Origin of the sequence: Geoglobus acetivorans, from assembly GCF_039641995.1 — an archaeon.
GTDB lineage: Archaea > Halobacteriota > Archaeoglobi > Archaeoglobales > Archaeoglobaceae > Geoglobus > Geoglobus acetivorans.
This window is the reverse complement of record NZ_CP087714.1, coordinates 781,937-807,872: the sequence shown is the minus strand read 5'-3', so window position 1 is coordinate 807,872 and position 25,936 is coordinate 781,937. Positions and strand designations below refer to the sequence as shown.

Genomic DNA, 25,936 nt, shown 5'->3' with positions numbered 1-25,936 from the left:
AAATGAAAAAAGTTGAAATCGTGGGGGTGTATCTCGCCCCGAGCATATTCGGAGGAACTCCTGTGGTGCTGCTCAAGGAAGATACCGGAAGGATTCTCCAGATATTCATAGGGGCTCCTGAGGCCCTTGCAATCCATTCTGCCATACAGGGCATAACTCCCCCCAGACCCATGACCCATGATCTGACGGCCGAAATACTGGAGAGACTGAACGCCAGAATCGAGAAAGTCGTTATCGACGACCTCATCGAAAACACATTCTATGCAAGGATATTCATAAGGATGGATGAGATGGAGCATGAGATAGATGCAAGGCCGAGCGACAGCATAGCTCTCGCTTTGAGGTTCGACGCAGAGGTGTTTGTGGAGGAAAAGGTATTCGATGAGGCCGGATACATCCAGGATGTGCCTGAAGATTACGTCCCCTTCGAGCAGCTCACCATAGAGTGAGAAAACTTTTTAACATGCCTAAAAGACCATGTTTCTATGAGTCTGAAGGAGAAGGTTGAAGAGGTTATCGAAAAGGAAATTCGTCCGGCACTGATCAGGGATGGAGGCAATATTGCAGTCATCGATGTTGACGAGGAGAGTGGAGAGGTCAAGGTGAAGCTTCTCGGCTCATGCCACGGCTGTCCCATGTCCCAGCTCACACTGACAATGTTCGTCGAACAGCACCTCAGGAGCAGAATACCCGAAGTGAAAAAAGTAACCCCGGTGTAAACTTTTTAATCTCTGCCTTTAATTTTCCCCAATGATAGCATACATTGAACCTCTGAAGGTTCTTATTTACGGCGGAAAGGCTTTGAAAGGCGAAGAGGGCAGTGGGTTCGGTGGTTTCTGCTCCTGCGGTGGAGAAATGCAGCAGATAACCTGGCACAGTGATCAGGACATAAGAATACTGATCGCAGAATGTGAAACCTGCTGGAAAACTGAAGCCATTGTTTTCAGAGACAGACAGTTTGTCGAAAGGTGCGAGGTAAAGGTATTCAAGAGAAACGAGCTGAAAGACCTGCTTTCAGAGCTGCTATCCAGCTCAGAGTATGAAGCACTCATGGCGAAAAGGCTTGGGGAACAGTATAACTATTCTGCGTTCAGCAGAGCCAAAAAGAAGCTCGAAGAAATGGGATTTGATGCTGAGGAACTGCTGTCAGAGCTTATTTTTTAAATAATACACCGTCGATACCAGACCCGCCAGAATGTTGGACACGTAGGTTATTATCCTCCACAGCCCTGCAACCGCCCCTATCCTGCACGATGCAAAGCTCGAGTAGAGGTAGAAAAAGCCGAACTCAGCTATACCGCTGCTCCCGGGCGTCAGAGGGACGAGAGACACAATGACAAGAATCGCCTGGGAAGTCAGAGACAGAATCCAGTGAGGCTCGCACGAGAACGCCATTAAAAGAACAGAGGGAATCAGAAACTCAGACAGCCACACAAGGCCGGTCAGAAGGAAAAGAACAAACGCCATCCGTCTGTTTTTCAGCATCTCTGAAATTGCGTTCCTGAAGCTCCAGATTTCTCTTTCCAGCCTCTCGATTAAATCTCCCCTGAATCTTTTTTCGAGAAAGCCAAGAAGTCTACCTATGCGTTCAGGAGATTTGAAAAGCTCGTAAAGGAATATAAAGAAGAGGATGAGCAGAGCGGTGAATACTATGCCCACCTTCAGCCCAAGCCCCACAGCGAATCCCGAAATAGATATCATCGCAAGAAGAAACACAGAAAAGAAGAGAGCATCAAGGAACCTCTCGACCATTATGCAGGCAGTGGCGGAACCTGCACTCATTCCAGAGTCCACAAGAACCTTGATCCTCACCGGCTCCCCGCCTGCAGAAGAGGGAGTTATCGCTGCCACAAAGTTGCTTGAGAGAACACCTGCAAAGAGGCTGGAGATTTTGGCCTTATGCTCCAGAACCCTCACGATGACCCACAGTCGGATTGTCCAGAAGATCCAGAAAAATGCGTGAAGAATTAGCGCAATAACAATGAAGCTGAGCTTCGCCCCGGCAAAATCCTCCACGCTGACGTTTCCGATTTTCGTGATTGCTGCAATGGAGAGTACGGTTATGGTTACCGCAAGTATCAGCTTTTTAGCTGTTCCATTCTTTTCACTGCCTTCCACTCGACACCCTTGTTCCTCAGGAAGTTAAAAATTGCGGAAATTGATGCTGCCTGAAGCACAAGTGAATAAACAATGAACCCGGAAAAAGTCTCAAATCCATCTTTCCCGTAATACACGAGCAGGGAAGGGAGAGACAGCAGGATGAACGGGATGAACAGAGAGGGGAAGAATGTCAGGGTCAGCGCCGAAATCCAGGACGTGATAAACCCAACATTTCCGGATTTTAGCACGTCTGGAAGGTACTTCCAGAGTTCAAGTCCACCGTAATACCACCTCTTTCTCTGTTCAAAAAAGTCTCTCCAGGTCAGAGGAGATTGCTCGTAAAAAAACCCGTCCACAAGCTCCGCCTTAAGACCGAGACAGTGCATCCTCGTTGAGAAGTCAGCATCCTCCGTCAGTGCATCCTCATTTAACCTGTGTCTGAAAAGGATACTTCCATCAAGAACGCCTATCAGCCCGTTGAACTGCCTGAAACCCGAATGTTTGAGAAGATAGCCGATTAACCGGTATTCAAACTCAACAGCTCTTGTAGTGCTGTTTACGGGATTGGATATCCGCCGCCTGGCAGAGGCGATAAAGATGCCATCCCCAACAGCCTCAGCACACCTTGGAATGACTCCCCTTTCAGGCCGGGAATCCACGTCGAGTATGGCCACAAAATCAGGCTTAAATTTCACCAGATGGTCGAGAGCGTCGTTTATCGCCCCCGCCCTCTTACCCCTCCGGGTATTCCTGGCAAGAACCAGGAAACCGTATTTTCTGAGCATCCTTACCCTGTCATCGCTCTCATCGCCATCGAAAGAGAAAACAATCCTGCACTCCATTTCTCCAAAGTCGAGGTTATTAAGGTATTCGGCACAGTCCCGCAGAGTTTCAGCCGGCTCAAACACCGAAACAGGGATGATTACGGCTATTCTTTTCCTCACATCTGATGCTGAATTTTTCGGAATTTTAGTGTTTCGAATGTTCTCCTGTTTCATAAACAGGTAAAATCGCCTAAATCGCGGGCATGTTCCGCAGAAGACTACACGAGTGACATGTACAGTTTCTCCACCATTCTGGCTATTATGCTCCAGTCGTGCCTCTCCGCAAATTTTCTGCCCCGCTTACCAGCCTTAATGACAGTCCTCTCATCCAGATTTTCGATTATCTCTCTGAGTTCCCTCTCATTGCGAAAAACAAATCCACCATGACCGGCAACATATCTAACCCCAGGAGTGTTGTACGCTATTACTGGAGTGCCGGATGCCATTGCTTCGAGGAGGACTATTCCAAACGCCTCGAGCCTGGTTTTTGATGGCAAAACCAGAGCCTTTGCTCTTCTCATCAACTCTACCAGTTCCGAATAGGCAATCCTTCCAAGGAAGCTTGCATCGACGTTCTTCTTCCTTGCAAGCGATTCGAAATACTGCCTGTCCTCTCCATCTCCCGCAACAACCAGCTTTTCTCCCAAACCTTCAAGAGCATTCAGCAGTGTTCCGAGACCCTTGTACTCCACAAGTCTTCCGGTATAGAGTATGAAGTCCTCCTTCTCCTTCGAGTAAGCAAAGTCGTCCACCCAGATACCGTTCGGGATGACATGCAGCTTTCCAGCATATTCCTTCAGGACAGGCGAGGTCAGGGCATAATCAAGTGTTGTTGCAATTACCGCATCAGCTTTATCAAGAATTTCCCTCGTTATCTTCCAGTTTACACTCTCGCTCAGTGATGCAAAAAATCGGGGCATCGTGTAACCGGAAACCCTCTCCGGGACCTCAACATCGTTGTGGTAGGTCACAACAAAAGGACCCTCATCGACATACATGCGGGCAAAAAAGGGGCTTGGAACGTGGGCATGATACACGTCCGCCTCAACACTCACCTTCTGAATGGGAATGGGTGAATACGGCACAGGGATGCTCCTCAGAACGACCTCTCCCGAGTTTGATGAAATCGTTACTACATCATGCCTGAGCCTCAGCGCCTTTGAGAGGTTTTTCACATGGATTTCAACCCCCCCAATGTGAGGATATGCATAGGGAGTGATCTGAGCGATTTTCAAATCAGACCCTCTTTTTCAAGGATTTTTCTGGCCCAGGAGAGTTTCTTACCCTTGATCCCCCCGGCCCTGAAGTCGAAGCCGTGCAGGGTTATTTTTTTCGCCCCAAACCTTTTTGCGATTATTGCAGCCCTGTCTCCGTCTGTAAATCCCCCAAAGTTATAGATTCTGTCAAATGGAGTATTCTGGGTTGTGCCGACGAAACTCTTCACTCTCGGAACCACCTCTCTGACTCGATCCATGTTATCTCCGTGTGCATGAAGAACGAGCAGCGTACCGTTTTCCTCAAGAGAAACCAGCAGATCAGCAGATTCTTCCATGTCAGTTACGTGAACATCCGGAGTTCTGTCCGACAGCTTCATCCACTTCACAATGGCCTTTCCCGCCGTTATAATTACCTCGCCGTCTGCCTCGCTGTTCACCGCCCCTCCAACAACCACAACATCTCTGCCTTCAATTTTCTCTCTGAGAGCCTCTGCGTCAAGCAACTTGTCCTTCCCAAGCCCGTGCATTAGCCTTGCAGATTTCACATCATCCTCAGCAGAAAAATTAAAGTCAGACAGGATTTGCCTGTACAGTTCAAACCATTCCTCAAGCCTCATATCTCTCAATGCCCATCTTTATCGTTCTTCCATCAATGTCCCACTCTCTGACATAGCCCTCTGCCCTGCCAAAGACCATTTCCCTGGATCTCGTTTCCTCCTTAACGTAATCGATCCATCCCTCAAGCTCGTCCGGGTTCAATTCAATATACGTCCTGATGAACTCATCCACCTCGAGGTCCATCTCCTTCCTCATTTCCTGGATTCTTCTGACCACTTCCCTGGCGAAAGCCTCTCTCTTCAGCTCCTCGTCAATTACGGTGTAGAGATAAACTGTTCCCTTTCCAAACTCGGCCACCTCGTAACCTTCCTGGGATTTGTAGGATACCTCAAGGGCCTCACTCACCTTCAACCGGGTTCCATCAAACTGAATCTCGCCGTTTTCGACAATCTCCCTCAGCTCGTCCTGGGACAGAGTGCTTACATATTTTGCAAATTCACCCACCTTATCCTTAAGTACCGGTCCGAGTTTTCTGAAATTGGGCTTTGCGACGATAATCTTTTCGAATTCCTCCACATGCTCAACTTCCTTGACGTTGCACTGGTTGAGTATTATCTCCCTCAGTGCTTCAACGGCTTTTCTGACACTCTCATCACCCTCAACGACCAGCTTCCTCAGTGGCCACCTGAGTTTGATCCCGGCTTTCTGCCTTGCGTTGTAGCTCGCCTCACTTATGTCCCTTACGATGGCCATCATCTCATCCAGCTCATCGTTTATCCAGTCCTCCTCTGCCTGTGGATACTCTTCGAAGAAAACGGACTCCTCGCCTTTGCCGAACTTCCTGACAAAGTTCTGATAAACGTATTCGGAAATGAAGGGCGCAACAGGAGATACCGCAAGAGTGGTCCTTTTAACGACCCTGAACATCGTTGCATAGGCAGAAATCTTCGCGGGACTGTCCTTTTCTTCCCAGACCCTTCTTCTGACGAGCTGCACGTACCATCTGCTGAAGTCCTCGACAACGAATCTTGAGAACTCCTTGACGAGCTTGTGGAGCTGGTAATTTTCGAGCGCATCCCGAGCAGTTTTCACGAATCTTTCCAGCCTTGAAAGGATCCACCTGTCCTCCACCCTCAGCTCGGTGCTTTCCACATCAACCTCCCTGAAATCGTCAAGCTCCATGTATGTGTGGGCAAACCTCACAGCATTCCAGAAGATGTTCAGCACCCTGAGGTAATTCTCAGCTTCATTCCAGCTGAACTTCAGGTCCTCCCAGAGTGCAGACGACAGGACGTACAATCTGAAGCCGTCAACGCCTATTTTTTCGACAACCTTCTCCGGTTCAACCACGTTGCCCAGACTCTTGCTCATCTTCCTGCCCTTCTCATCGAGGGTGAAACCGTGCATCAGTACCGTCTTGTACGGAGCTTTTTCGAAGGCAATAACGCTTGTGCCAAGCTGTGAATAGAACCAGCCTCTCGTCTGATCGTGTCCTTCCGTTATGAAGTCAGCGGGCCAGAGCTTTTCAAATTCCTCTTTTCTGTATGGATAACTCAGGGTTCCCCAGCTCGCCACACCGCTGTCGAACCAGACGTCAAACACGTCCTCGACCCTTTTCATCGTCCCTCCACATTCGCACTCAAACGTAACTGCATCTATTCTGGGCCTGTGGAGGTCGAGGTCCTCCTTCCAGCCAATCTCGTTTATATCTCCAACAACCTTTTCCTTGCCGCACTCTTCACAGACCCATACAGGAATCGGAATTCCCCAGTATCTCTGCCTGCTTATACACCAGTCCCTTGCGTTGCTGACCCAGTCCCTGAACCTCGCCATTCCCGCCCAGTCCGGGATCCACCTCACACCATCTACTTCCTCAAGCATTCTGTCCCTGACCTCACTGACCTTCAAAAACCACTGTTCGGTGGCTCTGTAAATTATTGGGGTCTTGCACCTCCAGCAGTGTCCATAGCGGTGCGTGATCTTTTCCTCGGCGAGCAGGAGACCTTTATTCTTCAGATCATCGATTATAACTCTGTTGGCCTCTTTCACATTCAACCCGGCGTATTTGCCGGCTTCCTCCCGATAAGCACCCCGATCATCAACGGGATTGAACACCTCAAGCCCCTGCTTCGTGCCAAGCTCGTAATCCTCAAGACCGTGTCCGGGGGCGATGTGGACGCATCCCGTATTTTCAGCTGAGACGAAATCGGCCATGAAGACCTGATGTCTCTTCTCCTTCTGCACAGGCACCTCATCAGCCAGAGGATGTTCGTATTCCAGCCCAACGAGGTCCTCTCCGAGCTTGGTCTCAACAATCTCCCAGAGTTCGTAACCTCCCTTCTGGAGAATGTCCTCTGCAAGCTCCTTTGCCATGATGAGATACTCTATCTTCCCCTCCCTGTAGGCCTTGATGAGGGCGTATTCGAGGGAAGGATGGACGGCAACGGCCATGTTTGCCGGCAGAGTCCAGGGAGTTGTTGTCCAGATGACGATGAATGTGTTATCCTCACCCCTGATGGGGAATTTGACGTATATGGACGGGTCGGTCTCCTCCCAGTACTCCACCTCAGCATCAGCCAAGGCAGTTTCACACCTCGGACACCAGTTCACGACCATCTGCTTTCTCTCGAGGAGACCCTTTTCGTGGGCTTTTTTGACAGTCCACCAGGCAGAATTGATGTACTCGGCTTTGATTGTCATGTATGGATTTTCCCAGTCCATCCAGACACCCAGCCTTTTGAACTGCTCTGTCATGGCATTTTTGTTCTCTATGGCATATTTCATGCACTTCTCAACGAACTTCTCTATTCCATAGCTCTCAATCTCCTTTTTCTCCCTGATTCCAAGCTCCTGCTCAACCTTAACCTCGATAGGCAAACCGTGCATGTCCCATCCGGGCTTATCGGTAACCCTGTATCCCTGCATCCTCCTGAACCTCAGCACAGTATCCTTTATTACCTTATTCCAGGCAGTTCCAAGGTGAATCCTTCCAGTCGTGTATGGAGGACCATCAACAAAGAAAAACAGCTTTTCTCCTCTCTCCTTAGCCTTCTGATAAATCTTATGTTCATTCCAGAAATCATTCACCCAGTTCTCCACATCCCTGAAGGAGTAAACATTAGTGAAGAGCGTCATGTTGGAATGACTGGTTGCTTGATTAAAATAATTTATTGGTTCTCGCCCTCAGCCAGCTTGTAGCCAGGAAGGAACTCAAGCATACCCACAAACCATCTTGAGTTCAGCAGTTCCTGCAATTTTTTCACCCCGTTTTTGTACAGGCAATCTCTGAGAGCAAAGCATTCGTATCTCTCCCATTTCAGATGATATGCCTGCAATCCGTATTTTTCTGCCACATACCTGAGCAGTATGCCCGCATCCGCATCGCCATTCGCAATCCGGTAAGCCACATCCTCATGAGTTCTGCACTCGTATTCAAGACCCCTAATCGACGCTTCACGAATTCCAAAAGCTCTGGCATACCTTTCAAACAGAGACCGGGCAAGTTCTCTCGTTCCAGAGCCAAGGTTTCTCGCCGCAAACCTGAGTTTACCTTCAAGAATCTTTCTTATGCCATCTTCCAGTCCTTCAACACCTGAATCTCGCCGGAATGCAAAAACGAGTTCTCTCTCAAACCCGCCCAGTCTGACGACCCTGTCATGAAGCCAGAACTTCTTGAGGAAAGGTACGTTGTATTCTCCGCTCTCAGCATCATACAGATGGCAGCACGCCACATCTGCCTCATTCAGGGTCAGCATAGCAAGCGCCATCCCTGACCCCGGTGAAATGCTTTCCACGTTCTCCTCACCGGAAAGCCTGTCAACAACCATCGCAAACAGAGGGTCGTTGCTGTATGCGATGAAAACCGACTCAGAGTTTCTTTCAGCCATGGCGGTTCTTTTTTCAAGGTCCATTTTTGCCTTCATGTAGACTGCAAGCAGCCTGTCACCAAAAGCCGTAAGGTGCGCACCTCCGCCCCTTTTTCCTCCTCTTTTGGTCTCAACCACCTTTCTTCCAGAGATTCTTTCGATTCTTGAGAGTATTTCCCATGCCTTTGAATAGGGAATACCAAGCGAGTGTGAGGCTGACAGAATTGAACCTTTCTCCTTTATGGCCCTCAAAAGCTCAGCCGCACTGCTGTCAGCAACCTTTTTCCCATCATATTCAAGAAAAATCTCAATTCTCGGCGTAACTGTCCCAAAGTCCATGACCTGTTCTATCACCGGATTTTTTAAAACGTTATCGGTTTTTCAATAACGAAATATTTATGTTTAAACTCCATTTACAGATGGGACATGAAAAAACTGGCGATATTGATGCTCTTCATAGTGGCTGCAGGAATATTCGCAGGCTGTTCGGCATCGAATGAAAAACAGGGTGCAGAGAGTACTGAGAAAGCGATCCTCAAAATTTTCCACGCTGGTTCTCTCAGCAACCCCCTGAAGGACCTCGGTGAATCGTTCACGGAATATGCAAAAGCGAAAGGATACAACGTAGAAATCCAGAACGAAGCGAGCGGCAGTGTTATGGCTGTCAGAAAGGTGACAGACCTGGGCAAAAAAGCAGATATTGTTGCAGTAGCGGATTACACGCTGATTCCACAGATGCTTGTCCCGAATTACACGGACTTTTACGTCCTGTTTGCAAAAAATGAGATAGTTATTGCGTATACTGACAAAAGCAAGTACGCCGATGAGATAAATTCCGATAACTGGTATGACATACTGGCAAGAGATGACGTGAGCTTTGGATTCAGCGATCCAAATCAGGATCCGTGCGGATACAGATCAGTCATGGTTACAAAACTCGCAAGCCTGTATTACGGAAAGCCCATCTTCGAGACCCTCATAGAGAGCAACACCAACATCTACGCTGACGGAAACCACATATTCGCACCAAAAGACATTCAGGTCGGAACAGACAGAATAGTCGTGAGACCGAAGGAGAGCGACCTCACAGGAATCATAGAGAGCGGAAGCATAGACTACATCTTCACATACAAGAGTCTGGCAGAACAGCACGGGCTGAAGTACGTGGAACTTCCCGGAAAAATAAGCCTGGGCGATTTCAGTGAAGAAAAGTACTACAAACAGGTAAGCATAACCCTCGGCTCCACGGGCAAAACAATTGAGGCCAAACCGATCGTATATGGCATAACAGTTCTGAAAGATGCTCCGAACAGAGAACTCGCAATAGACTACCTCAAATTCCTTCTGGGCAAAGACGGAAAGGAAATATTCAAGAAGAACTATCAGGATTTTCTGAACCCACCGATTGCTTTTGGAAACGTGCCTGAGGAGATAAAAGGCTCTGTCAAAGTCGTGAGCGAATAATTTTTTATTTTTTAACCAGCTGAACAGTGGTAGCATGAGGGATTACGTAAATTCATTCTTCGCCCTCATAGGAAGCTTCATAGTAATCTACATTGCCCTACCGATCGGTACGCTCATTGGAAAACAGATGCTTAATTTCGGAGCGCTTTTAAAGGCTCTGCAGGATGAAACGGTTCTCGAAGCTCTGAGAAACTCGCTGATGACATCGACCATCACGGCAGTTATCGCACTCCTGCTGGGAGTTCCCCTCGGATACATTCTTGCCAGAAAAGATTTCAGGGGGAAAAGTATCATCCAGGGCGTTGTGGATGTTCCCATCGTCATACCCCACTCCGTCGTTGGAATCATGCTCCTCGTAACCTTTTCCAGCAAAATTCTCGACAGCTATCTCGGAATAGTGATGGTGATGCTGTTCGTCTCGGCCTCATTCACAATAAACTCTGCGAGAGATGGATTCAGGGCCGTTGACGAGAAGCTTGAACATGTGGCGAGAACGCTCGGGGCGAGCAAGCTGAAATCGTTTTTCACCGTCTCGCTCCCAATCGCCATGCCCGCAATACTGAGCGGAGCAATAATGACGTGGGCCAGAGCTATAAGTGAGGTCGGTGCGATACTGATAGTTGCATACTACCCGAAAACTGCCCAGATACTGGTCATGGAGTACTTCAACAATTACGGTCTGAAGGCCTCACAGCCGGTGTCCGTAATTCTGATCATCATCAGTCTCGGTGTCTTCATCTCTCTGAGATGGCTCATAGGGAGGTCAAACAATGCTTGAAGTGAAAAACCTGAGCAAGAGCTGGATGGAATTCGAGCTCAGAGATATATGTCTGAAGGTTGAAAGGCAAGAATATTTCGTGATTCTGGGTCCGAGTGGTGCAGGGAAAACGCTGCTGCTCGAGACCATAGCCGGTATATTCGTTCCAGATCAGGGAAGAATATTTCTCAGCGGAGAGGACATAACTGCACTTCCTCCGGAGAAGAGGGGAATTGCGTACATCCCCCAGAATTACGCCCTTTTCCCTCACCTCAATGTTCATGATAACATAGCCTTCGGACTGAAGCTGAGAAAAACGTCCAGAAATGAAATGGAGCGAAAAATCTCAGAGATATCGGAAGTGCTTGGAATATCTCACCTGCTGAAGAGGAATCCAAAAACTCTGAGCGGCGGAGAACAGCAGAGAGTTGCAATAGCGAGAGCGCTTGTGTTAAGGCCAGAGATACTTTTGCTCGATGAACCATTCTCAAATCTCGACGTGGAAACAAGAAACAGGCTGATTGCGGAAATGAAGGAGTGGAAGAGGGAACTCGAATTCACGGCACTGCACGTAACCCATTCGTTCGAGGAGGCGATCAGCCTCGGAGACAAAATCGGAGTGATGGTTGATGGACGGCTCGAACAGGTAGGTGATGTCAAGGAGGTCTTTTCCAGGCCCAAGAACGAAAGGATTGCCAGATTTCTCGGTTTTGAGAACATAATCGAGGGGCATGCCTCTGGAAAGGCCCTCAAGATAAATGGCACCGAGATTGAGCTGCCATTTGAGGCAGACGGTCGCATAAGGGTTGGGATAAGGCCTGAAGACATAATCATCTCACGCGATGCGATCAGAACGTCTGCCAGAAACGTGCTGAGAGCAAAGGTGAAGAGCATCGAGGAGACCGGTGCCCTGGTTAAGCTCACACTCGATGCGGAGGATGTCGAGCTGAGAGCATACATCACCAGATCGTCACTGCTCGAAATGGGGATAAAGAGAGATGAAGAGATTTATGTCAGTTTTAAGGCAACTGCAATACACATATTCTGAGATTTTTTCATGACAAGTTTTATATTTGTTCAATCAGGTAAACCTCTATGCTGAATCTCGAAGAGATCAAGGAGAAGCTCGCTATTGATGTTATCGGCGTTGCAGATCTCGATCCTCTCAGGAATTACCCCACCTACCCTGAAAACCTCCTTGAAAGGTTCACAAGAGGAATGGTTATAGGTGTGAGGCTGAACGATGCTGTTTTCGATGGGTTGCCTGAAAGCAGATCAATCTACGCAAGACAGTACCAGATTGCCAACGACAGGCTTGACCATGCTGCATTTGAAATCTCAAGAGAGATTGAAAAACACGGCTATAAGGCAATGCCCATTCCGGCCTCAAGGATAATAGAGGGGCTGCACTGGAGGAGCTACATATCCCACAAGGCCATAGCCAGAGCCGCAGGCGTGGGATGGATCGGGAAAAATCTACTGCTGGTTACAAAGGAGCATGGCCCGAGAATAAGAATGGCAAGCATCCTGACAGATATGCCACTTGAAGCCGGAGAACCCGTTAAGAGAAGATGCGGCAGATGCAGAGAGTGCATTGAAAACTGCATAGTCGGAGCGCTCAGAGATTCAGAGTTTGAGGACTATCCTGAAAGGGAGGAGGTCTTCGATGTTGACAGGTGTGCCGGAATACTGAAGGAGTTTGCCTCGGACAGAAACATAGGGGCAATGGTCTGCGGGATATGCATAAAGGTGTGCCCGTGGGGAAAAAGAAGGTAAAGTTTAATAATGACATGGCAGTGGAAAAGATATGCCCGGTATAATACCCCACAGACACTGTATTGTTTGCGGAAAGGCCATTGAGCCAGAAGATGTCTTCTGCGGCAAAGATTGTCAGCAGAAGTACGAAGAGGATAAGAAAAGACAGAGAAACTACATGATATTCATGTTTGCCATGCTGTTTGGAATTCTGTTCCTGATGATGTTCTCCGCTCGCTGAAGACTTCAAGCCTATCTATTTTTCTGAAGATGCCCGCAATCCTGCAAAATGAGGTTTTTTCTTTCAGTTCAGATAGAATGCTATCATCGAGCTTTCTTTCAGCTTCTGCGAAAAACACGTAATCTCCGAGTTTTGTACCTGCAGGCCGGCTCTCGAGTTTTCTCAGATTGATGCCATGCCTGTAAAACACCTCAAGAACTCTGAAGAGAGCTCCGGGTTCATCCTCTACTCCAAAGAAAAGGCTTGTTATGTCTCCATCTCCGTTTTCACCCGATTTTCGAATCAGGTAAAACCTCGTCCTGTTATTATTTGCGGTCTGAATGCCCCTCTTTATCACATGCAGTCTGTAGAGCCTTGCTGCAAGCTCGGAAACTATGGCTGCGGAGCTGTCATCGAGCATCTCCACAGCTTCACTGGTGCTTCTCGTGTACCTGATTTCAGCATGGGGGAGATAGTTGTTGATGAATTCCGAACACTGTGCTATTGCCTGGGGATGCGAGTATATGGTCTTTATCTCCTTGAGAGGCAGATCCCTCCTCGCAGCCAGATTGTGCCTGATATCATGCTCATACTCTCCGAAAACCTGAACGTCGTATTTCAAAAGCGCATCCAAGGTGTTCAGCACAGTGCCATAAGTTGAATTCTCTATAGGCACGATACCGCATTCCACCTCACCGCTCTCAACTGCCCTGAAAATATCATCCACGCTGTTCTTGTAGATTAACGGCAGCCTCGAACCCGTAAGCTTAAGTGCAGCCTCCTCCGAAAAGCTGCCCATTGGCCCGAGGACCGCAACCTTTCTGCCGATGCCGAGAACCCTGTATTCCTCCTCCTTGGTGAGTTCCATGATTTTCTCGAATATCTCGGATACCCGCACAGGATTCAGACCTGTCCTCTTCAGAATCTCCCTCATCTTGACGTCCTCAACGCGGGATATCTCTATCGGTTCGTTCAGCTTAATTTTTTCCATGGCGACCTTTTTACCGGCATTGACCCTTCTCTCAATCAGCTCCAGAATGAGCGAGTCCAGCGCCCTGATGTAACCCCTGAGTTCATCTATTCCCCGTGCATCCACCGTGGCCTTGTACGACTCGAGAATGAGTGTGGAGTCTCTGTAGTTCCTGAACGATTTCCTCAGGCTGTAAACCAGCTCTCTGAACCTGTCCCTGTCGCTGAGAGCTTCATCAAGAATTTTTGCATTCTCAGCTACCTCTCTTCTCAGCTCTTCAGCGTTTTTCTGGATGAGGTAATACATCTCCCAGTTCTGATTGATGATCCTGCTTGCAAGCTTGTGAAGAACGAGAAACACGGGACTGGCAATTTCAAAATCATCATGGAATCTGTTCTTCAGAGAGAGGGCGAAAAGGAACAGAACGAAATGAGCAACACCCTGTATTTCAGCCATCTTTCTGTCATGCTCCTCAACCGACATTTCCGTCAGCACTGCTCCTGACTTCCTGAATTCTTCGAGGATAATTTTTTCCTCGGGAGCTCCGCTTTTCCTCACAACTATTATGTTCGACAGCCCCAGATCACTGCCAGGACCGAACATCGGATGGATGCTCAGATACCTCAGCCCGTATTTTTCCAGAATGTCTATAGCATTTTTCTTAACGCTCGATATATCAACCACAAGCTTTGGAGCGGAAACACTGATAACTATCCTCACCGCCTCTTCAATCCTGTCCATGGGGACGCATAGAAACACGATATCGAAATTTCCAGTCTCCTCAAGACGCACGTCAGCCTTAGATTCATCGACATCATAGCTTCTGACGTAATATCCTCTCGCCTCAAAGAAATCTCTGAAAATCTTACCCATCCCGCCATGGCCAAATACAAGGATCCTCATAGCCCTTCAGATCATTTTCAGTATTTTTCTCGCCGTATAAATGTCGTACTGTCCGGGAGCTACTGCATTGTATAACGAGCAGTAAATTAGCGGAGAACCCATAAGCAGGGATATAATTCTGGTGAATGAATACTTCCTGCCCATGAGAAACGCAACAACGTTGTCGTATTCTGTGAGAAGTTTCATTATTTTAATCACGTCCTCCTTACTCCTGCCCATTGTCGCTATCTTGATTATGTCCCCTCTCCTGCCCTCGACTATGTCCTTAAGGACGTCATAATCTGGCGTCTCTGCAAAGTTGTGATACGACTCCACAATGTTGTTTTTCTCGAACTTCAGGAAAACCTCATCATCAAGCTCGTGTTCAAGGTCCACGTAGCTGGCGTATTTAGAGTACTTTCTGAGAAGCTCGAGTCTGTCCTCTTCCTCACCATCAAACTGACCGCCGTCTTCTTTCCTTCTGATGGTAACTATGTTGTCCTTCTCGGTCTGAATTCTATCGTACTCTGGATAGGACGGAAACAGATCAAGTCTGAACTCAATGATGTCGGCAACCCTCAATGCCTGCGAAGCTTCCGCAAAGTTTCTGACGGTCACAACAAACCTACCCTTCAATTATGCTCTCCTCCACCGCCATGCCAAAATGTCTGGCCTTCTCGCCTATGTACGCAAGCACCCTGTCTCCCACCTTCAGCTCTGCGACACTGACGTGTTTCCCTTCAGGAGTTACCAGCTTTATCGTTTCGGCGTTTTGCAGGATTACCGAGCCTGAAACACCGTCAAATCTCGCCCTGAGAAGAATCATTGGCCTCTTCTCTATTTTGACCCTCCCAACAAAGCTTTTCCTCGTTTTTCCATCAAACCTCACTATTTCGACTTCGTCCCCAGCCCTAAGCTCTGCCAGATACCTCGTCCTTGCCCCAACCCTGATGTAGGCATTCACACTTCCGGCGTTGACCCGAAACGGTCTGGAAGCAACGTATTCGCTTTCCTCACTTTCACTTGCAACAAGAAACATGAACTCCGCCGAGTTTCCAACGAGCATACCTTCTCCGGGTGACATTAGTGTGATGGTGTCCACACAGACCCTGTCCCCCACTCCAAGCTTTCTTATTTCAAAAATCTCCGCCTCAACAAGATTGAGATCTTCAGTCCTTTCCACTATTCCGGCGAACTCCTTCATTAGTTCCCTGATTTTCGGCCTTATGGCGAAACCATCCGCACCCCTCTCAAGAGTTGTGAGAACCACCTCAGCCTCATCAGGTGTCTCCACAATTGGAATTATCTTTCCCTTCCTCCTCATGGCTATCAGGTTTTCAAGGGGGATTATTTTCCAGTTTTCGAATTCAATGAAGATTCTCCTACCTGCTTCAAGCATCTCGGCAATCCGGTTTTGATCATCTGCATCTGAAATCGTTTCAATCGCATATTCTTCGACCTCGATATTTCCGAGCTTTCTGGCAAGCTCAATGAAATCCCTTCTCACAGCCACGCCCGTAAATCCTGTTTCTATGGCATCTATCACGTGATCCCTTACATCCTCCCAGCTAACGCCATCATCGATTAACCATACCTCTTTCATATATCACACCATGAACTATTTCAGAGATTTTCAGCACAAGATTTCTTGGATTTCTGCTTTGAAAAACATTTCTGCCTATTGCAACCCCTCCAGCACCTGCAGATATCGCTTCCTCAATCGTCTTCAGCAGAGAGGTCTCATCGGTCTTGCTTCCACCGGCAATGACTACGGGGGCCTTTGAAAACTTCAGCACATCCTTGAAGGATTCAGCATCACCTGTATAGTTGGTTTTAACGATGTCCGCGCCGATTTCATTTGCAACCCTCACAGCAAGCTTGATTTCATCAGCACCGAACTCGTTTATCCCCACGCCTCTCGGGTAAGCCATCACAAGCAGCGGTATCCCATAATCGTCGCATTTTTCGGAGATGAGTGAGGCTTCCCGTATCTGCTCTATATCTCTCTCACACCCGATGTTTACGTGAACGCTCACCGCATCTGCCCCAAGCTGTATGGCCTTTTCAACGCTCGTGATCACCCTCTTGTCTAAGGGGTCGGGGCTGAGATATGTGGATGCGGAGAGGTGGATAATGAGGGCTGATTCAAGCTCCTCCACCATGCTGGAGTTTTTTGCCATACCCTTGTGAAGAATGAACGCATCTGCTATGCCGTCGAGCATCGCCATAATTCTATCCACATCTTCAAGCCCGTTCTCAGGTTTAGTCATTCCGTGATCCATAGGTATTATTATGGCTCTACCGTTTTTCATTATCCTCTTCAACCTTCGTTTTTTTCCCTGCAATTTTATTCACCTCTTATATTCAAATTGCTTATATATACTGACGCACAGACCATGGCAGCAACCACACCAGAACACCTCCCAGAACCGATCAGTAGCTAAAGCTATACGAGAAAAAGCCAAAGAATCCAGATTCCCAGCCTCTGCAAAAGGACAGCGACATTTCAGAATAAGGTTGGCATATCAGTATTTAAAGATTGCGAACATTGTGAAAGCACCGATCACAACAACCCCAACACGGACGAAAATACCGGATGCCCTCAATCCGGAAGGACTCAGGAGAGCTACAATTGAGGTGGAAATTGAAATCTGAATTCATAGAGGATTTTCTGGCGATAAAATTAAAATCAGCACAAAATTATATCTGTCATGCTCAAAAAAACACACCTGATTGCATCGTTTACACCAGTGTTCATATTCACCGGGAACTTAGAATACGCACTCGTGGCATCGACATTTGGAGTTATCAGCGATCTGGACCTGGCTCTTGGAATGAAACACAGAACAGTCACGCACTCACTACTCTTTGCAATACTGGTTCCACTGCTTTCAGGAATCATTAACCCGGCATACGGAGTTCTTGCCCTTTACGGAATCCTGAGCCACATAATTCTTGACATGCTCACAAAATCCGGAGTCGAGCTTTACTGGCCCCTTAAAAGAAGGGTCAGGATATCCAGATTTTCATACAACAGTGTCGTCCCAAATTACCTGATAATTCTCGCCTGCATACTGGCACTGTATTACTACTCGGCAGAAAAAATAGGAGTGATTTCAGGTCTTCCCATTTTCAAAGAAGCTCTCAAGTTCCCCGACATCAACATCAATCTGTTCTTCCGTCCTTAAATCCTTGATTCTCACAATTCCCTTTTCAAACTCCTCTCCGGCAAAGATTGCGTAATCCGCATTGATTGAATTTGCAAAGCTCAGCTGCTTTCTGACGTTTCGACCCATGACATCAACAACCGCATCAATCCCAGCAGCTCTCAAAAGCTCGGCAACCTTCTGACCCCTGACGAAGTCCCCGAAACTCACAACCACAGCCACTGGCCTTTTCTGCATTTCAGCACTGCATACCTCTACCACCCTGTCAAATCCTATGGCAAACCCAGTTGAAGGCACATCCTCTCCACCAAAAAGTCTTGCGAGTCTGTAAGACCCTCCACCGCATATCTGCTTCTGTGCCCCGAGACCTTCAGCATAAACTTCAAAGACTATCCCCGTGTAGTAGTCCAGACCCCTCGCTATACCGAAATCCAGACTGAATTCAACTCCCAGTTCTGTGAGAATTTCAGAAACTTTTTCAACATGGGAATAGTCAAATTCTGGATAGACTTCTTTAGCCTCCTCTACAGTGCCGCATTCTGAAAGCCGAACCACAGTTTCGAACAGATCTGATTTCCCACACTCATTCAGCAAAACCTTCAGCCCATCGAAATCCTTTTTATCGATCAGCCTCATTGCGGCGTCAGCGCTGTCAAGGTCCTGAAGCACCTTTCTCAGCAACCCCACGTGTCCAACGTGCAGCCTGAAATCTACGCCAAGTTCTTTTAAAATCCTGTATGCCAGATAAATGACCTCAGCATCGCTTTCAGGTTTATCGCTCCCTATCAGCTCAACTCCGAACTGCCAGAATTCCCTGTATCTTCCTCTCTGTGGCCTTTCATACCTGAAGCAGTTTCCGAAATAGTAAAACCTGAGGGGTCTCGGCATAACCGAGCATTCGTTAACGAACATTCTCATAACCGGGGCGGTAAGCTCAGGCCTCAGAGCGAGATCCCTGCCTCCCTTGTCCTTGAATGCGTAAATTTCCTCCACAATACCTTCTCCAGACTTCAGGGTGAAAAGCTCCAGATGTTCAAAGGTCGGAGTCTGAATTTCCCTGTATCCGAAACTCTCGGCCACTTTTCGCATCAGGTTTTCAATATGTCTCCTCTTCTCCATCTCCTGAGGTAAAAAATCCCTTGTCCCCCTCGGTTTTTCGATTTTCATCAAATTCACCCTCCACAAGCCTCAGATATTCCCTCAGCATTCTCGGAAACATTTTCGCCTCAACAAACCTGAGGCCCATTTTTTCAGCCCACTTCTTTATGCCCTCGTCGCTCGAAACGACAGCGGCATCAAGTTCCTTCGCAAGAAGGAGTACATCAAGATCAGGAGAGGAATCCAGAACCCCGTGTCTCGTAACCTCCCTGAACTTGTCCCTGAATCGGGAGATGATGTCGCCAACCTCATCCCTCACCTCGTCTTTCCGCTCATACTTCAATCCAACTGCAGAACTCTCCCAGATATGCTCCTCGGCCACCCTCATGGCCTTGTTTATTTTCTGCCGTACGGTGGTGATGTACTCATGAAAGATTTCGGCAGGTATCTTGACCTCGAACCTGTTGGGAGTCTTTTTGATGAGCCAGGTGTCAAGCTTCACGAACACCTCTTTTTCACAGCCGTATCTCTTCATGAAGCTCACAAGCTCAGAATAAACGGATGGGTACGGGACGTAGCAGCTAATTTCAAGTTTCAGCCTCGCCTTTGCTATTAAATCGAGAATCGTATTTGCGGATACGCATATATTTTCAAAACCTTCTTTCGACCTCATCCCGGTATCCGTGATGGCAGTCGTATCCAGAACAAAGCGCTGCTTCAACCCCTCCACCTCACGTGAATGAATATGTGATCCCTGTGGTACGGCTCAAGGCTCGCATGCTTTATTATCTCAAAATCACCCTCAAGTTTGCGGATAACTTCCCCGTAAATTTCTTTTGGCTCTTTTGTCGAGTCAATGCTCCTTGCCTTCACAAAAATCAAACCCTCAGCATTTTCCGCAGCAAAAAACTCGAAATTCTTTCTGAAAATTTCAACTTGATTCCTTTGAGCTATGTCCTGGTAGATGAAATCAACCTTCTCGACAATTCCGCTGTACCTCTCTGGCCGGGAAGCATCTCCGAGAATTGGGATTATGTTTTTCCTCTCCATCGCAAGCTTCAGAAACTTCTGAAACGGCTTTGCAGAATACTCCACTGCATAGATAATTCCGGAATCGAGTATATCCGAAAGGTGGCTAACAGTCGTTCCGCTTGCAGCTCCGAGGTACAGGAGCCTGGTATTTTCCCCAAGATCAATCACATACCCTTTCATGAAAAGTGCGCCAAGCTTGCTCCGCTGGGGTATCCACTCCCGGTATTCGCCCACTTTCCTTTCCCCGTAGTGCGGAGGATATGCTGACTTCGTGAAAATCCTCTTTCTTCCTTCAATTTCTGCCATGAACACATTATGTGCAATCTCACTTCCTTGAAAGCTGCTCATACTTCTTCCTTACCTCCTCAGAAAGTTTTTCATCAAGCTCACCCTTAAAGTAGTCTATCCTCGCGGCTATGGCAATTTTATTTGCAATGAACCTTGCCATCTTCCCTCTTTTCTTTTTCGGAAGGTTCCTTATGAATGGATGCTGGAATATCACGCCGTGCTTTGGCACTTTGGCTTTCTTCCCCCTCCTTATCCTTGAAAGAGCTTTGAAAAGAGATTTTTCAGCCCCTATAACCTGTATCGTGCTTGCTGGAAATTCTGCCAGCCTTTCAAGGCTTCCTGCCTTCTCAAGAAGTCTTGCCCCAATTTTCTCTCCAACAATTTCGCTCACGTTTGGCGCAATCTTCCTCATAACCTCCTCGATTTCCTTTTCTATCTCTGCTTTAAATTTTTCAAGCTCCCCGATTCTCTGCTCGAAAACCTCCACAACCTCACTTTCCCTTATCTCTTTCAGATCCCTGAGCTTCTCCATGAGGAGATTTATCGAGCTGTTCAGCTCGTCCAGAGTTCTTACGAGAGCGATGACGTATCTATCCTCCCGTCTCAGCTCTTTCTCAACAAGCTCTCTGCACACCTCAATGGCAGTTTTTCTCAGAATCCCGTAATAATCATCTCCGAAAACTTCCCTGCCAGCATCGGCAGGAGAAAACGGCAGAGGCTCAGGATTGTGTGCCGTGATAAATGATTTTTTCAGATTTTCAGACTTTCTGACCTTTCCGTCCTTGTAAATCCCAAACCATAGATTATATTTCAACTTCAGCCCCCCTGTTTCTCGCTTTTGTTTTTACAATTTCAACTCCTATTTCCCTTTCCTTGAAATAACTTTTTGCAGCGTCAATGCCACCTCTGTCTCCCACGAAATAAACCGTCGGTCCAGTTGACGACATTCCTGCCGCTCCATAGTCCCTCAAAACCTCTATGAGGTCAAAAATAAGCGTGCCATACTGGCTGACCTCTGCTCTTTTGAATCCCAGGTACTGAATTGCATGAATTGCGTTGGCGAATTCATCGAGGTCATGTTCAGCCACAGCCGGAAGAAGCTTCATGAGAATTATATGGGCAAGCTCCCTCACGTCATGCAGGGAGACGGGTGTGTTCTTTTCAAACAGATGTCTTTCCCGCATACCTGCAAAGCCCTTTTCGTCAGGGATAATCAGATACACGTCCCAATCGGGAAAATCGTGCCTCGCAATAACGGGAGCCGGCTTTGCCCTGCTGAACGATGACGGAAGAAAACTCTTCTTCTCCTTCATCGTGTGTCCGCCATCGACAATGAAGCCTCCATACTCAAATGCTGCAACACCTATACCGGATGTCCCGCCTCTGCCAGCAAGCTCAGCAATCTCCCTTACGCTAAGCCCGATTCCGTTAATCAGGCAGTATGCCTTCCCAACCGAAAGGGCAAGCTGGGTTCCACTCCCCAGACCGATGTGAGATGGATAGGCTCTCTCAATTACCACCTCAAGCCCGTAGCCGAATTTTTTCTGAAATTTCTCAAGAACGGCCTTGCCCCTTTCAGCAAATTCTGCTTCACCCTCTACCCGAATCTCATCGTTTTTTCGGGCTCTGATAACAAATCCGGGACTTTCCAAGGTCAGACCGACGCCACCATCGACCCTTCCAACAGCTCCGTTGAGGTCTACAAGCGTTATGTGAATCCTTGACGGGGCTTTAATCCTCATTCTTTCACCCTCAGCCGGATTTTCTTGAGGTAATACTGGGAGCGGGTATCTACGATGTACGCATCCGGAGCTATTGTCGGCATGTGGTAGCCCGTAAATATTCTGAGTATCTCTCCAGCCTGGAGAGAACATGTGAGAGCATACGAAATCGGATCAAACTTAACCCTCGGCATCTCCACTTCCCAGAATTTCACCCCATCGGGCAGGAAGGTTGTAATCAGGTTAGGTATGAAGGGCGATCCAAGCTCTTCAGCTATTCTTGCGGCAACATCAATGTGTTTGTGGGCTACAATAACGTCTATTCCCTTCAGCTGTCTTTTAAGCTCGTCGTAGTCGTCAGGATACGGGTAGCTTATCACGCAGGAGTCGCTGCTCATCGGGTGGACTGCGTCATAATCATTCGCCTCAAGAGGATGCACGGTGCAGTCAATCCTCGAATCGTTTGGAGTCACGAAATCGCCGATGTACCTCACACAGCCTACTCCACCCCTCCAGAGAAGCTCCATGAGCATTCTGCTTCCGATTACCGCTACGCTGAACTTCCTGAGGTAGTCAATCTTCTCCTCCTCCGCCATCCCGTGCCAAAAAATTTGCGGAAAGTTCATCATTTCTCCCTCATGGCCTTCATGACATCGTGTTTGGTAACTATCCCCACTATCCTGCCCTCTTCAACCACAAGGAGAGCGGGGTTATTTAAAAGCATTTTTGAGATGCTGTCTAAGGATTCATTTGGTGATATTTCCGGCAGGGGTTCTTCCATCACATCCCTGACACGCATATCTTCACAGCCATCAAGCCCCTTCATCATGATAACTCTGAGAATCGAGCTTTCGGTGATGCATCCGAGATTCGCCCCATCCTTCACTACAGGTAGCTGGGAGATTCCCTTCTCCCGCATAACGTCAATTGTGTCGACAATCAGTTCATCGGGACTTGCGAAAACTATGTCGGTCGTCATAATCTTTCTCGCTGTTATTCCTCTGCCCTCAAGCTCCCCGAGAACCTCAAAAATTTTTTTCACGAGAGACAGTTTTGGATCGAGATCGCCGCTTTCAATCCTGGCTATGAGCGGCTGACTGACGCCCACAAGTTCGGCGAGTTTTTTCTGAGTGATGCCAAGCTTTTTTCGTCTTCGCTTGATCTCCTCAATTTCATAAAACATGATACAACTATGTACCGGGTCCATTTAAATTATTAACTATCGTAATTTGATTCCCTGAACATATCAAGACATGTTGGACAGCAGAACACGTAAACCCGGTTATGTCTCTTGTACATGAGAGGTCTCTCGAAAGCCTCCTTTCCACAGTAATCGCACCTGAAGCTCAGAGGTATTTTCGACAGCTCATTACCTCTGCGCCTCTCAATCACTGGAAAAATCTGCTCGAACTCGTATTTCTCACAGAGCTTTGCAAGTTCATCTGCCTTCTCCACCAGCGCCCTCACAAGGTATTTCCTCTTGCCTATCCTGAAAATCTCTGCAAAGTCCTTCTCATCAGGCACATCGCTTAAAATTGCAAGAAATTCATTGCCCTTGCCAGCACTTATCTCTATTTCGATCGTGTACTTTCTGATTATCCCCTCCTGCTCAAGTTTCTCAATCCTCGATTTTACGGTCTGTCTTGTCATACCCAGAGCCTTTCCAATATCGCTGTAGGATAGCCTTGAGTTCTCCCTGAGCAGTTCAAGTATTTTCAGGTCATATTCGTCAAGCCGCACACATAACACCATGTTTACAAATACTTAAATCTTACCTTACATGCTGTTAGAAGTGAACTATATTACCAGTTAAATCAATTAAGGCAATAGCAAAATCGGAGGTGGTTGAAATTAAGGTGAAACTTGAGCTTTCTGGACTGACCTGCCACGGATGTGTTATGACAGTCAGGAACGTTCTCACAAAGGAGGGCGCCAAAGTACTGTCCATAGACCTGAAGTCTGCTGAGATAGAAGTCGATGGTGATGTCGAGAAATACCTGAAGGCCATTGAAAAATTCGGGTATTCGGCAAAGGTCGTCGCAACAGAGTGAAGCAAAGCGACCCAGACATGTCTTTAAAACTTCAATTCAATATTTTAATTTAGAATTGAAATCAAAATGAAAACGGTAAGAATTATTCAAGATACTCTTCAATTTTTGCTATGAGTTCCGTTTTTCTTATGGGCTTCCCGACCACATCGATGGCACCCACTTTCAGCATATCCTCGCCTTTGGTTGATGCATAAGCTGTGATTGCTATGATCTTTGCATCAGGATCGAAAGCTTTGATCTCCTTGGTTGCGGTTATGCCGTCCATTTCCGGCATGAGTATATCCATAAGAACAATATCAGGCTTCGACTTCTTGTAGGCAGCTACTGCCTCTTTCCCATTTGATGCGGAGATAACCCTACAGTAACCTGACAGCATAATCCCAAGAACCTCTCGAACCATGGGATCGTCGTCGACAATCAGAACTTTTCTCATGATAATGGAAATTGTAATCATTAAATATAAGATTTTCGAAAAGTCAGGAAACAGAAAAAGAAATCAAAGAAAAACTAAACTACACATATTTTTTCAGGAATTTTCTGAGCTTCTCTGACTCAATCCACTCCCTATCAATCTCTTTCAGGATCTTTTTAATCCTATCAACCTGATCAAGTATTTTTGTAGACTCTTCTCCAGTGATTCTCAACTCGGCTATCCCGGATATGACCGTGAGGGCGTTCTTGATTTCATCAGTGAGGACGGCGAAATGACGGATGTTGTCCTCTATCTTCTTATGTGCCATTACTCTGATCTCCTCAAGTTCAAACGCCCGCAGAGCGAAGGATATGTCCGCAGACAGTGTCTCGAGTATTGCCAGTTCCTCCTGACTCAGGCTGCCTGAATGAAATACGGTGAGGGCTCCAGAGACCCCCTCTGCTCTGAGAGGCAGAGAGGTTATCCAGATCTCATCACTCCCAGACAGATTCCTCAGAGTGCAGTTTTCGTCACAAACATCAACCTTCATGCTGACAGATACTCCGTGCCTGATTGCCCTTTCCATCACCCTGCAGTGCATGTCGCCAGCAGCATCCGCAAGGTTTCCAGAAACGACACTCAGTCGATCCTTCCCTACAAGGTCAATGCGAACAAGGAGGTAATTCGGAAAAGAAGACAGTTCACTGCATATTTCCTCAACCAGTTTTTTCCTATCTTTTTCACTATCAACCAGCTTCTCTATTCTGATAAGAGTTCTGAGAAGCATTTCTCTGTGTTTCATCTCTGTAACATCTCTGCCAATTAAAAGGCAGTGTCTTTCACCTGCGAGATCGACGGGGACCATGCTCATAAGATAGTGCCTGTTGCTGCAGCTGAATTCAAATGCGAGTCTCCTTCCCCCCTCGATCACATTTGCGATATAGCCCATCCATTTCTCCGAAACTTCCCCGGGAAGCACATCCTTTACGTTCCTGCCGGCCAGATCAGAGCCGAAGCACTCAGCCATTACAGCGTTGGCATCGACAATTACGCCCTCGCCCGTGAATATACCGACCATGTTGGGGGTGTTATCGAATATCGCACTGTAGATTTCCTCATTTCTTTTCAGCTCGTCTTTAAGAAGTTCATTCAGCTTTGCCTCATGGGGATCCCAGAAAATGCAGAGAAACAGCCTCTTTTCATTCTGATTTTTTGTATGCAGCGGACACACAGCTGTTGCCAGCCAGAGATTTCTGGAAAAATCGCGCAATTCAAATTTAACTGGAACATATCCTTTTCTGATGGATTCGCACAACGGACAGTCCCGGGGGTGAGGTGCACCATCTGAAGTACCGGAACAGTACCTGGAAAGCACGCCCTTCAGCTTTCCACCGAGGTCATTTCTGAGAATCCGGTTCATGTAAATCAGAGAATGGTCCTCATCAACAAGCATCGTGTACAGGGGAAAGTCCTCAAACACCTGACTCAGTGGCTCCATCATGTGTTCAGAACGAAATTCATCTCCTTCGACAGATTCTTCAGCCATCCAGTTCA

At 47.4% G+C, this 25,936-nt stretch carries 30 protein-coding genes; 10 read left to right on the top strand and 20 right to left on the bottom strand.

The window, feature by feature from the left end; all coding sequences use genetic code 11:
• The first annotated feature begins 2 nt into the window (after nucleotides 1–2).
• From LPQ35_RS04770 to LPQ35_RS04760, 3 genes are read left to right on the top strand one after another with little or no spacing between them, the layout of a single operon-like run.
• Nucleotides 3–449 carry a bifunctional nuclease domain-containing protein gene (locus LPQ35_RS04770; RefSeq protein WP_193807914.1) on the top strand — a complete coding sequence of 149 codons (447 nt, stop codon included), beginning with the start codon at nucleotides 3–5 and terminating at the stop codon, nucleotides 447–449.
• Between the two features lie 36 nt (nucleotides 450–485).
• Nucleotides 486–719, top strand: coding sequence for a NifU family protein (locus LPQ35_RS04765; protein ID WP_048091977.1), 234 nt, complete (start codon nucleotides 486–488; stop codon nucleotides 717–719).
• Between the two features lie 31 nt (nucleotides 720–750).
• Nucleotides 751–1,164, top strand: a complete 414-nt coding sequence (locus LPQ35_RS04760) for a hypothetical protein (protein WP_203219014.1) — start codon at nucleotides 751–753, stop codon at nucleotides 1,162–1,164.
• On the opposite strand, the gene LPQ35_RS04755 is transcribed toward LPQ35_RS04760, so the two are convergent.
• From LPQ35_RS04755 to LPQ35_RS04730, 6 genes are all read right to left on the bottom strand, one after another.
• The gene (locus LPQ35_RS04755) at nucleotides 1,147–2,118 is read right to left on the bottom strand and encodes a flippase-like domain-containing protein (RefSeq protein WP_193807915.1); all 972 of its coding nucleotides are present in this window, start codon (nucleotides 2,116–2,118) and stop codon (nucleotides 1,147–1,149) included. The two genes, LPQ35_RS04760 and LPQ35_RS04755, sit on opposite strands and share 18 nt — an antisense overlap.
• The gene (locus tag LPQ35_RS04750; RefSeq protein ID WP_346297697.1) at nucleotides 2,079–3,044 is read right to left on the bottom strand and encodes a glycosyltransferase family 2 protein; all 966 of its coding nucleotides are present in this window, start codon (nucleotides 3,042–3,044) and stop codon (nucleotides 2,079–2,081) included. The genes LPQ35_RS04755 and LPQ35_RS04750 overlap by 40 nt, the downstream gene beginning before the upstream one ends.
• Nucleotides 3,045–3,142: 98 nt before the next feature.
• The gene (locus LPQ35_RS04745) at nucleotides 3,143–4,159 is read right to left on the bottom strand and encodes a glycosyltransferase (RefSeq protein ID WP_193807917.1); all 1,017 of its coding nucleotides are present in this window, start codon (nucleotides 4,157–4,159) and stop codon (nucleotides 3,143–3,145) included.
• Nucleotides 4,156–4,758, bottom strand: a complete 603-nt coding sequence (locus LPQ35_RS04740) for a 6-hydroxymethylpterin diphosphokinase MptE-like protein (protein ID WP_193807918.1) — start codon at nucleotides 4,756–4,758, stop codon at nucleotides 4,156–4,158. The genes LPQ35_RS04745 and LPQ35_RS04740 overlap by 4 nt, the downstream gene beginning before the upstream one ends.
• Nucleotides 4,748–7,834, bottom strand: coding sequence for an isoleucine--tRNA ligase (gene ileS, locus LPQ35_RS04735; protein WP_193807919.1), 3,087 nt, complete (start codon nucleotides 7,832–7,834; stop codon nucleotides 4,748–4,750). Before ileS ends, LPQ35_RS04740 begins: the two co-directional genes overlap by 11 nt.
• Before the next feature lie 32 nt (nucleotides 7,835–7,866).
• Nucleotides 7,867–8,904: a substrate-binding domain-containing protein gene (locus LPQ35_RS04730; protein WP_193807920.1), complete on the bottom strand. Its 1,038-nt coding sequence runs from the start codon at nucleotides 8,902–8,904 to the stop codon at nucleotides 7,867–7,869.
• 87 nt (nucleotides 8,905–8,991) lie between these two features.
• Here LPQ35_RS04730 and wtpA point away from each other — a divergent pair, with 87 nt between their 5' ends.
• From wtpA to LPQ35_RS04705, 5 genes are read left to right on the top strand one after another with little or no spacing between them, the layout of a single operon-like run.
• Nucleotides 8,992–10,029 carry a tungstate ABC transporter substrate-binding protein WtpA gene (gene wtpA / locus LPQ35_RS04725; protein WP_193807921.1) on the top strand — a complete coding sequence of 346 codons (1,038 nt, stop codon included), beginning with the start codon at nucleotides 8,992–8,994 and terminating at the stop codon, nucleotides 10,027–10,029.
• A 34-nt stretch (nucleotides 10,030–10,063) separates the two neighbouring features.
• Nucleotides 10,064–10,807, top strand: a complete 744-nt coding sequence (gene wtpB / locus LPQ35_RS04720) for a tungstate ABC transporter permease WtpB (protein WP_193807922.1) — start codon at nucleotides 10,064–10,066, stop codon at nucleotides 10,805–10,807.
• A complete protein-coding gene (gene wtpC / locus LPQ35_RS04715; protein ID WP_193807923.1) occupies nucleotides 10,800–11,834 on the top strand; it encodes a tungstate ABC transporter ATP-binding protein WtpC in 1,035 nt (344 codons plus the stop codon). Before wtpB ends, wtpC begins: the two co-directional genes overlap by 8 nt.
• Before the next feature lie 47 nt (nucleotides 11,835–11,881).
• Entirely contained in the window at nucleotides 11,882–12,562 is a 681-nt protein-coding gene (locus LPQ35_RS04710; RefSeq protein ID WP_346297696.1) for a 4Fe-4S double cluster binding domain-containing protein, read from the top strand.
• Between the two features lie 31 nt (nucleotides 12,563–12,593).
• The gene (locus LPQ35_RS04705; RefSeq protein WP_048091993.1) at nucleotides 12,594–12,782 is read left to right on the top strand and encodes a DUF2116 family Zn-ribbon domain-containing protein; all 189 of its coding nucleotides are present in this window, start codon (nucleotides 12,594–12,596) and stop codon (nucleotides 12,780–12,782) included.
• Here LPQ35_RS04705 and pheA read toward each other — a convergent pair.
• From pheA to LPQ35_RS04685, 4 genes are read right to left on the bottom strand one after another with little or no spacing between them, the layout of a single operon-like run.
• Nucleotides 12,727–14,634 carry a prephenate dehydratase gene (gene pheA, locus LPQ35_RS04700; protein WP_193807925.1) on the bottom strand — a complete coding sequence of 636 codons (1,908 nt, stop codon included), beginning with the start codon at nucleotides 14,632–14,634 and terminating at the stop codon, nucleotides 12,727–12,729. The genes LPQ35_RS04705 and pheA overlap by 56 nt on opposite strands.
• Before the next feature lie 6 nt (nucleotides 14,635–14,640).
• A complete protein-coding gene (gene aroD, locus LPQ35_RS04695) occupies nucleotides 14,641–15,249 on the bottom strand; it encodes a type I 3-dehydroquinate dehydratase (protein WP_193807926.1) in 609 nt (202 codons plus the stop codon).
• Nucleotides 15,239–16,216 carry a 3-dehydroquinate synthase II gene (locus LPQ35_RS04690; protein WP_193807927.1) on the bottom strand — a complete coding sequence of 326 codons (978 nt, stop codon included), beginning with the start codon at nucleotides 16,214–16,216 and terminating at the stop codon, nucleotides 15,239–15,241. Before LPQ35_RS04690 ends, aroD begins: the two co-directional genes overlap by 11 nt.
• Nucleotides 16,191–16,925, bottom strand: a complete 735-nt coding sequence (locus LPQ35_RS04685; RefSeq protein ID WP_203219020.1) for a 2-amino-3,7-dideoxy-D-threo-hept-6-ulosonate synthase — start codon at nucleotides 16,923–16,925, stop codon at nucleotides 16,191–16,193. The genes LPQ35_RS04690 and LPQ35_RS04685 overlap by 26 nt, the downstream gene beginning before the upstream one ends.
• Nucleotides 16,926–17,324: 399 nt before the next feature.
• Between LPQ35_RS04685 and LPQ35_RS04680 the strand changes: the two genes are divergently transcribed.
• On the top strand, nucleotides 17,325–17,801 hold the full coding sequence (locus LPQ35_RS04680) for a metal-dependent hydrolase (RefSeq protein ID WP_193807929.1): 477 nt from the start codon (nucleotides 17,325–17,327) through the stop codon (nucleotides 17,799–17,801).
• Here LPQ35_RS04680 and hisS read toward each other — a convergent pair.
• From hisS to LPQ35_RS04640, 8 genes are read right to left on the bottom strand one after another with little or no spacing between them, the layout of a single operon-like run.
• Complete coding sequence (gene hisS / locus LPQ35_RS04675) at nucleotides 17,730–18,947, bottom strand: histidine--tRNA ligase (RefSeq protein ID WP_193807930.1); 1,218 nt, start codon at nucleotides 18,945–18,947, stop codon at nucleotides 17,730–17,732. The genes LPQ35_RS04680 and hisS overlap by 72 nt on opposite strands.
• Complete coding sequence (locus LPQ35_RS04670; protein WP_346297720.1) at nucleotides 18,877–19,551, bottom strand: RNA ligase partner protein; 675 nt, start codon at nucleotides 19,549–19,551, stop codon at nucleotides 18,877–18,879. The genes hisS and LPQ35_RS04670 overlap by 71 nt, the downstream gene beginning before the upstream one ends.
• A 44-nt stretch (nucleotides 19,552–19,595) precedes the next feature.
• Nucleotides 19,596–20,258 carry a fibrillarin-like rRNA/tRNA 2'-O-methyltransferase gene (locus LPQ35_RS04665; protein WP_193807932.1) on the bottom strand — a complete coding sequence of 221 codons (663 nt, stop codon included), beginning with the start codon at nucleotides 20,256–20,258 and terminating at the stop codon, nucleotides 19,596–19,598.
• The gene (locus LPQ35_RS04660; RefSeq protein WP_193807933.1) at nucleotides 20,236–21,012 is read right to left on the bottom strand and encodes an NOP5/NOP56 family protein; all 777 of its coding nucleotides are present in this window, start codon (nucleotides 21,010–21,012) and stop codon (nucleotides 20,236–20,238) included. The genes LPQ35_RS04665 and LPQ35_RS04660 overlap by 23 nt, the downstream gene beginning before the upstream one ends.
• The gene (locus LPQ35_RS04655) at nucleotides 21,002–21,940 is read right to left on the bottom strand and encodes a beta-ribofuranosylaminobenzene 5'-phosphate synthase (protein ID WP_193807934.1); all 939 of its coding nucleotides are present in this window, start codon (nucleotides 21,938–21,940) and stop codon (nucleotides 21,002–21,004) included. Before LPQ35_RS04655 ends, LPQ35_RS04660 begins: the two co-directional genes overlap by 11 nt.
• Nucleotides 21,937–22,515, bottom strand: coding sequence for a hypothetical protein (locus LPQ35_RS04650; protein WP_346297695.1), 579 nt, complete (start codon nucleotides 22,513–22,515; stop codon nucleotides 21,937–21,939). The genes LPQ35_RS04655 and LPQ35_RS04650 overlap by 4 nt, the downstream gene beginning before the upstream one ends.
• Nucleotides 22,516–22,544: 29 nt before the next feature.
• Nucleotides 22,545–23,102 (bottom strand): CBS domain-containing protein, encoded by a 558-nt coding sequence (locus LPQ35_RS04645; RefSeq protein WP_193807936.1) that lies wholly within the window; start codon nucleotides 23,100–23,102, stop codon nucleotides 22,545–22,547.
• Nucleotides 23,103–23,134: 32 nt separating this feature from the next.
• The gene (locus LPQ35_RS04640; RefSeq protein WP_193807937.1) at nucleotides 23,135–23,659 is read right to left on the bottom strand and encodes a winged helix-turn-helix transcriptional regulator; all 525 of its coding nucleotides are present in this window, start codon (nucleotides 23,657–23,659) and stop codon (nucleotides 23,135–23,137) included.
• A 116-nt stretch (nucleotides 23,660–23,775) separates the two neighbouring features.
• On the opposite strand from LPQ35_RS04640, the gene LPQ35_RS04635 reads away from it, so the two are divergent.
• On the top strand, nucleotides 23,776–23,970 hold the full coding sequence (locus tag LPQ35_RS04635; RefSeq protein WP_193807938.1) for a heavy-metal-associated domain-containing protein: 195 nt from the start codon (nucleotides 23,776–23,778) through the stop codon (nucleotides 23,968–23,970).
• A gap of 82 nt (nucleotides 23,971–24,052) precedes the next feature.
• Here the strand turns inward: LPQ35_RS04635 and LPQ35_RS04630 are convergent, their stop codons facing one another.
• Nucleotides 24,053–24,403, bottom strand: coding sequence for a response regulator (locus LPQ35_RS04630; protein WP_193807939.1), 351 nt, complete (start codon nucleotides 24,401–24,403; stop codon nucleotides 24,053–24,055).
• A gap of 79 nt (nucleotides 24,404–24,482) precedes the next feature.
• A complete protein-coding gene (locus LPQ35_RS04625; RefSeq protein WP_193807940.1) occupies nucleotides 24,483–25,928 on the bottom strand; it encodes a PAS domain-containing protein in 1,446 nt (481 codons plus the stop codon).
• Nucleotides 25,929–25,936: the final 8 nt, after the last annotated feature.

Bases quoted from the DNA above. Each gene is read 5' to 3' on its own strand.
- LPQ35_RS04760 (WP_203219014.1), top strand. From the start codon at position 751: ATGATAGCATACATTGAACCTCTGAAGGTTCTTATTTACGGCGGAAAG.
- LPQ35_RS04705 (WP_048091993.1), top strand. From the start codon at position 12,594: ATGCCCGGTATAATACCCCACAGACACTGTATTGTTTGCGGAAAGGCC.
- LPQ35_RS04765 (WP_048091977.1), top strand. From the start codon at position 486: ATGAGTCTGAAGGAGAAGGTTGAAGAGGTTATCGAAAAGGAAATTCGT.
- pheA (WP_193807925.1), bottom strand. From the start codon at position 14,634: ATGAGGATCCTTGTATTTGGCCATGGCGGGATGGGTAAGATTTTCAGA.
- LPQ35_RS04625 (WP_193807940.1), bottom strand. From the start codon at position 25,928: ATGGCTGAAGAATCTGTCGAAGGAGATGAATTTCGTTCTGAACACATG.
- LPQ35_RS04770 (WP_193807914.1), top strand. From the start codon at position 3: ATGAAAAAAGTTGAAATCGTGGGGGTGTATCTCGCCCCGAGCATATTC.
- wtpC (WP_193807923.1), top strand. From the start codon at position 10,800: ATGCTTGAAGTGAAAAACCTGAGCAAGAGCTGGATGGAATTCGAGCTC.
- LPQ35_RS04730 (WP_193807920.1), bottom strand. From the start codon at position 8,904: ATGGACTTTGGGACAGTTACGCCGAGAATTGAGATTTTTCTTGAATAT.
- LPQ35_RS04630 (WP_193807939.1), bottom strand. From the start codon at position 24,403: ATGAGAAAAGTTCTGATTGTCGACGACGATCCCATGGTTCGAGAGGTT.
- LPQ35_RS04710 (WP_346297696.1), top strand. From the start codon at position 11,882: ATGCTGAATCTCGAAGAGATCAAGGAGAAGCTCGCTATTGATGTTATC.
- LPQ35_RS04665 (WP_193807932.1), bottom strand. From the start codon at position 20,258: ATGAGCAGCTTTCAAGGAAGTGAGATTGCACATAATGTGTTCATGGCA.
- wtpB (WP_193807922.1), top strand. From the start codon at position 10,064: ATGAGGGATTACGTAAATTCATTCTTCGCCCTCATAGGAAGCTTCATA.
- LPQ35_RS04685 (WP_203219020.1), bottom strand. From the start codon at position 16,925: ATGAAAAACGGTAGAGCCATAATAATACCTATGGATCACGGAATGACT.
- LPQ35_RS04740 (WP_193807918.1), bottom strand. From the start codon at position 4,758: ATGAGGCTTGAGGAATGGTTTGAACTGTACAGGCAAATCCTGTCTGAC.
- LPQ35_RS04690 (WP_193807927.1), bottom strand. From the start codon at position 16,216: ATGAAAGAGGTATGGTTAATCGATGATGGCGTTAGCTGGGAGGATGTA.
- LPQ35_RS04650 (WP_346297695.1), bottom strand. From the start codon at position 22,515: ATGGCGGAGGAGGAGAAGATTGACTACCTCAGGAAGTTCAGCGTAGCG.
- ileS (WP_193807919.1), bottom strand. From the start codon at position 7,834: ATGACGCTCTTCACTAATGTTTACTCCTTCAGGGATGTGGAGAACTGG.
- LPQ35_RS04670 (WP_346297720.1), bottom strand. From the start codon at position 19,551: ATGAGGTCGAAAGAAGGTTTTGAAAATATATGCGTATCCGCAAATACG.
- LPQ35_RS04645 (WP_193807936.1), bottom strand. From the start codon at position 23,102: ATGTTTTATGAAATTGAGGAGATCAAGCGAAGACGAAAAAAGCTTGGC.
- hisS (WP_193807930.1), bottom strand. From the start codon at position 18,947: ATGAAAATCGAAAAACCGAGGGGGACAAGGGATTTTTTACCTCAGGAG.
- LPQ35_RS04655 (WP_193807934.1), bottom strand. From the start codon at position 21,940: ATGAGGATTAAAGCCCCGTCAAGGATTCACATAACGCTTGTAGACCTC.
- LPQ35_RS04680 (WP_193807929.1), top strand. From the start codon at position 17,325: ATGCTCAAAAAAACACACCTGATTGCATCGTTTACACCAGTGTTCATA.
- wtpA (WP_193807921.1), top strand. From the start codon at position 8,992: ATGAAAAAACTGGCGATATTGATGCTCTTCATAGTGGCTGCAGGAATA.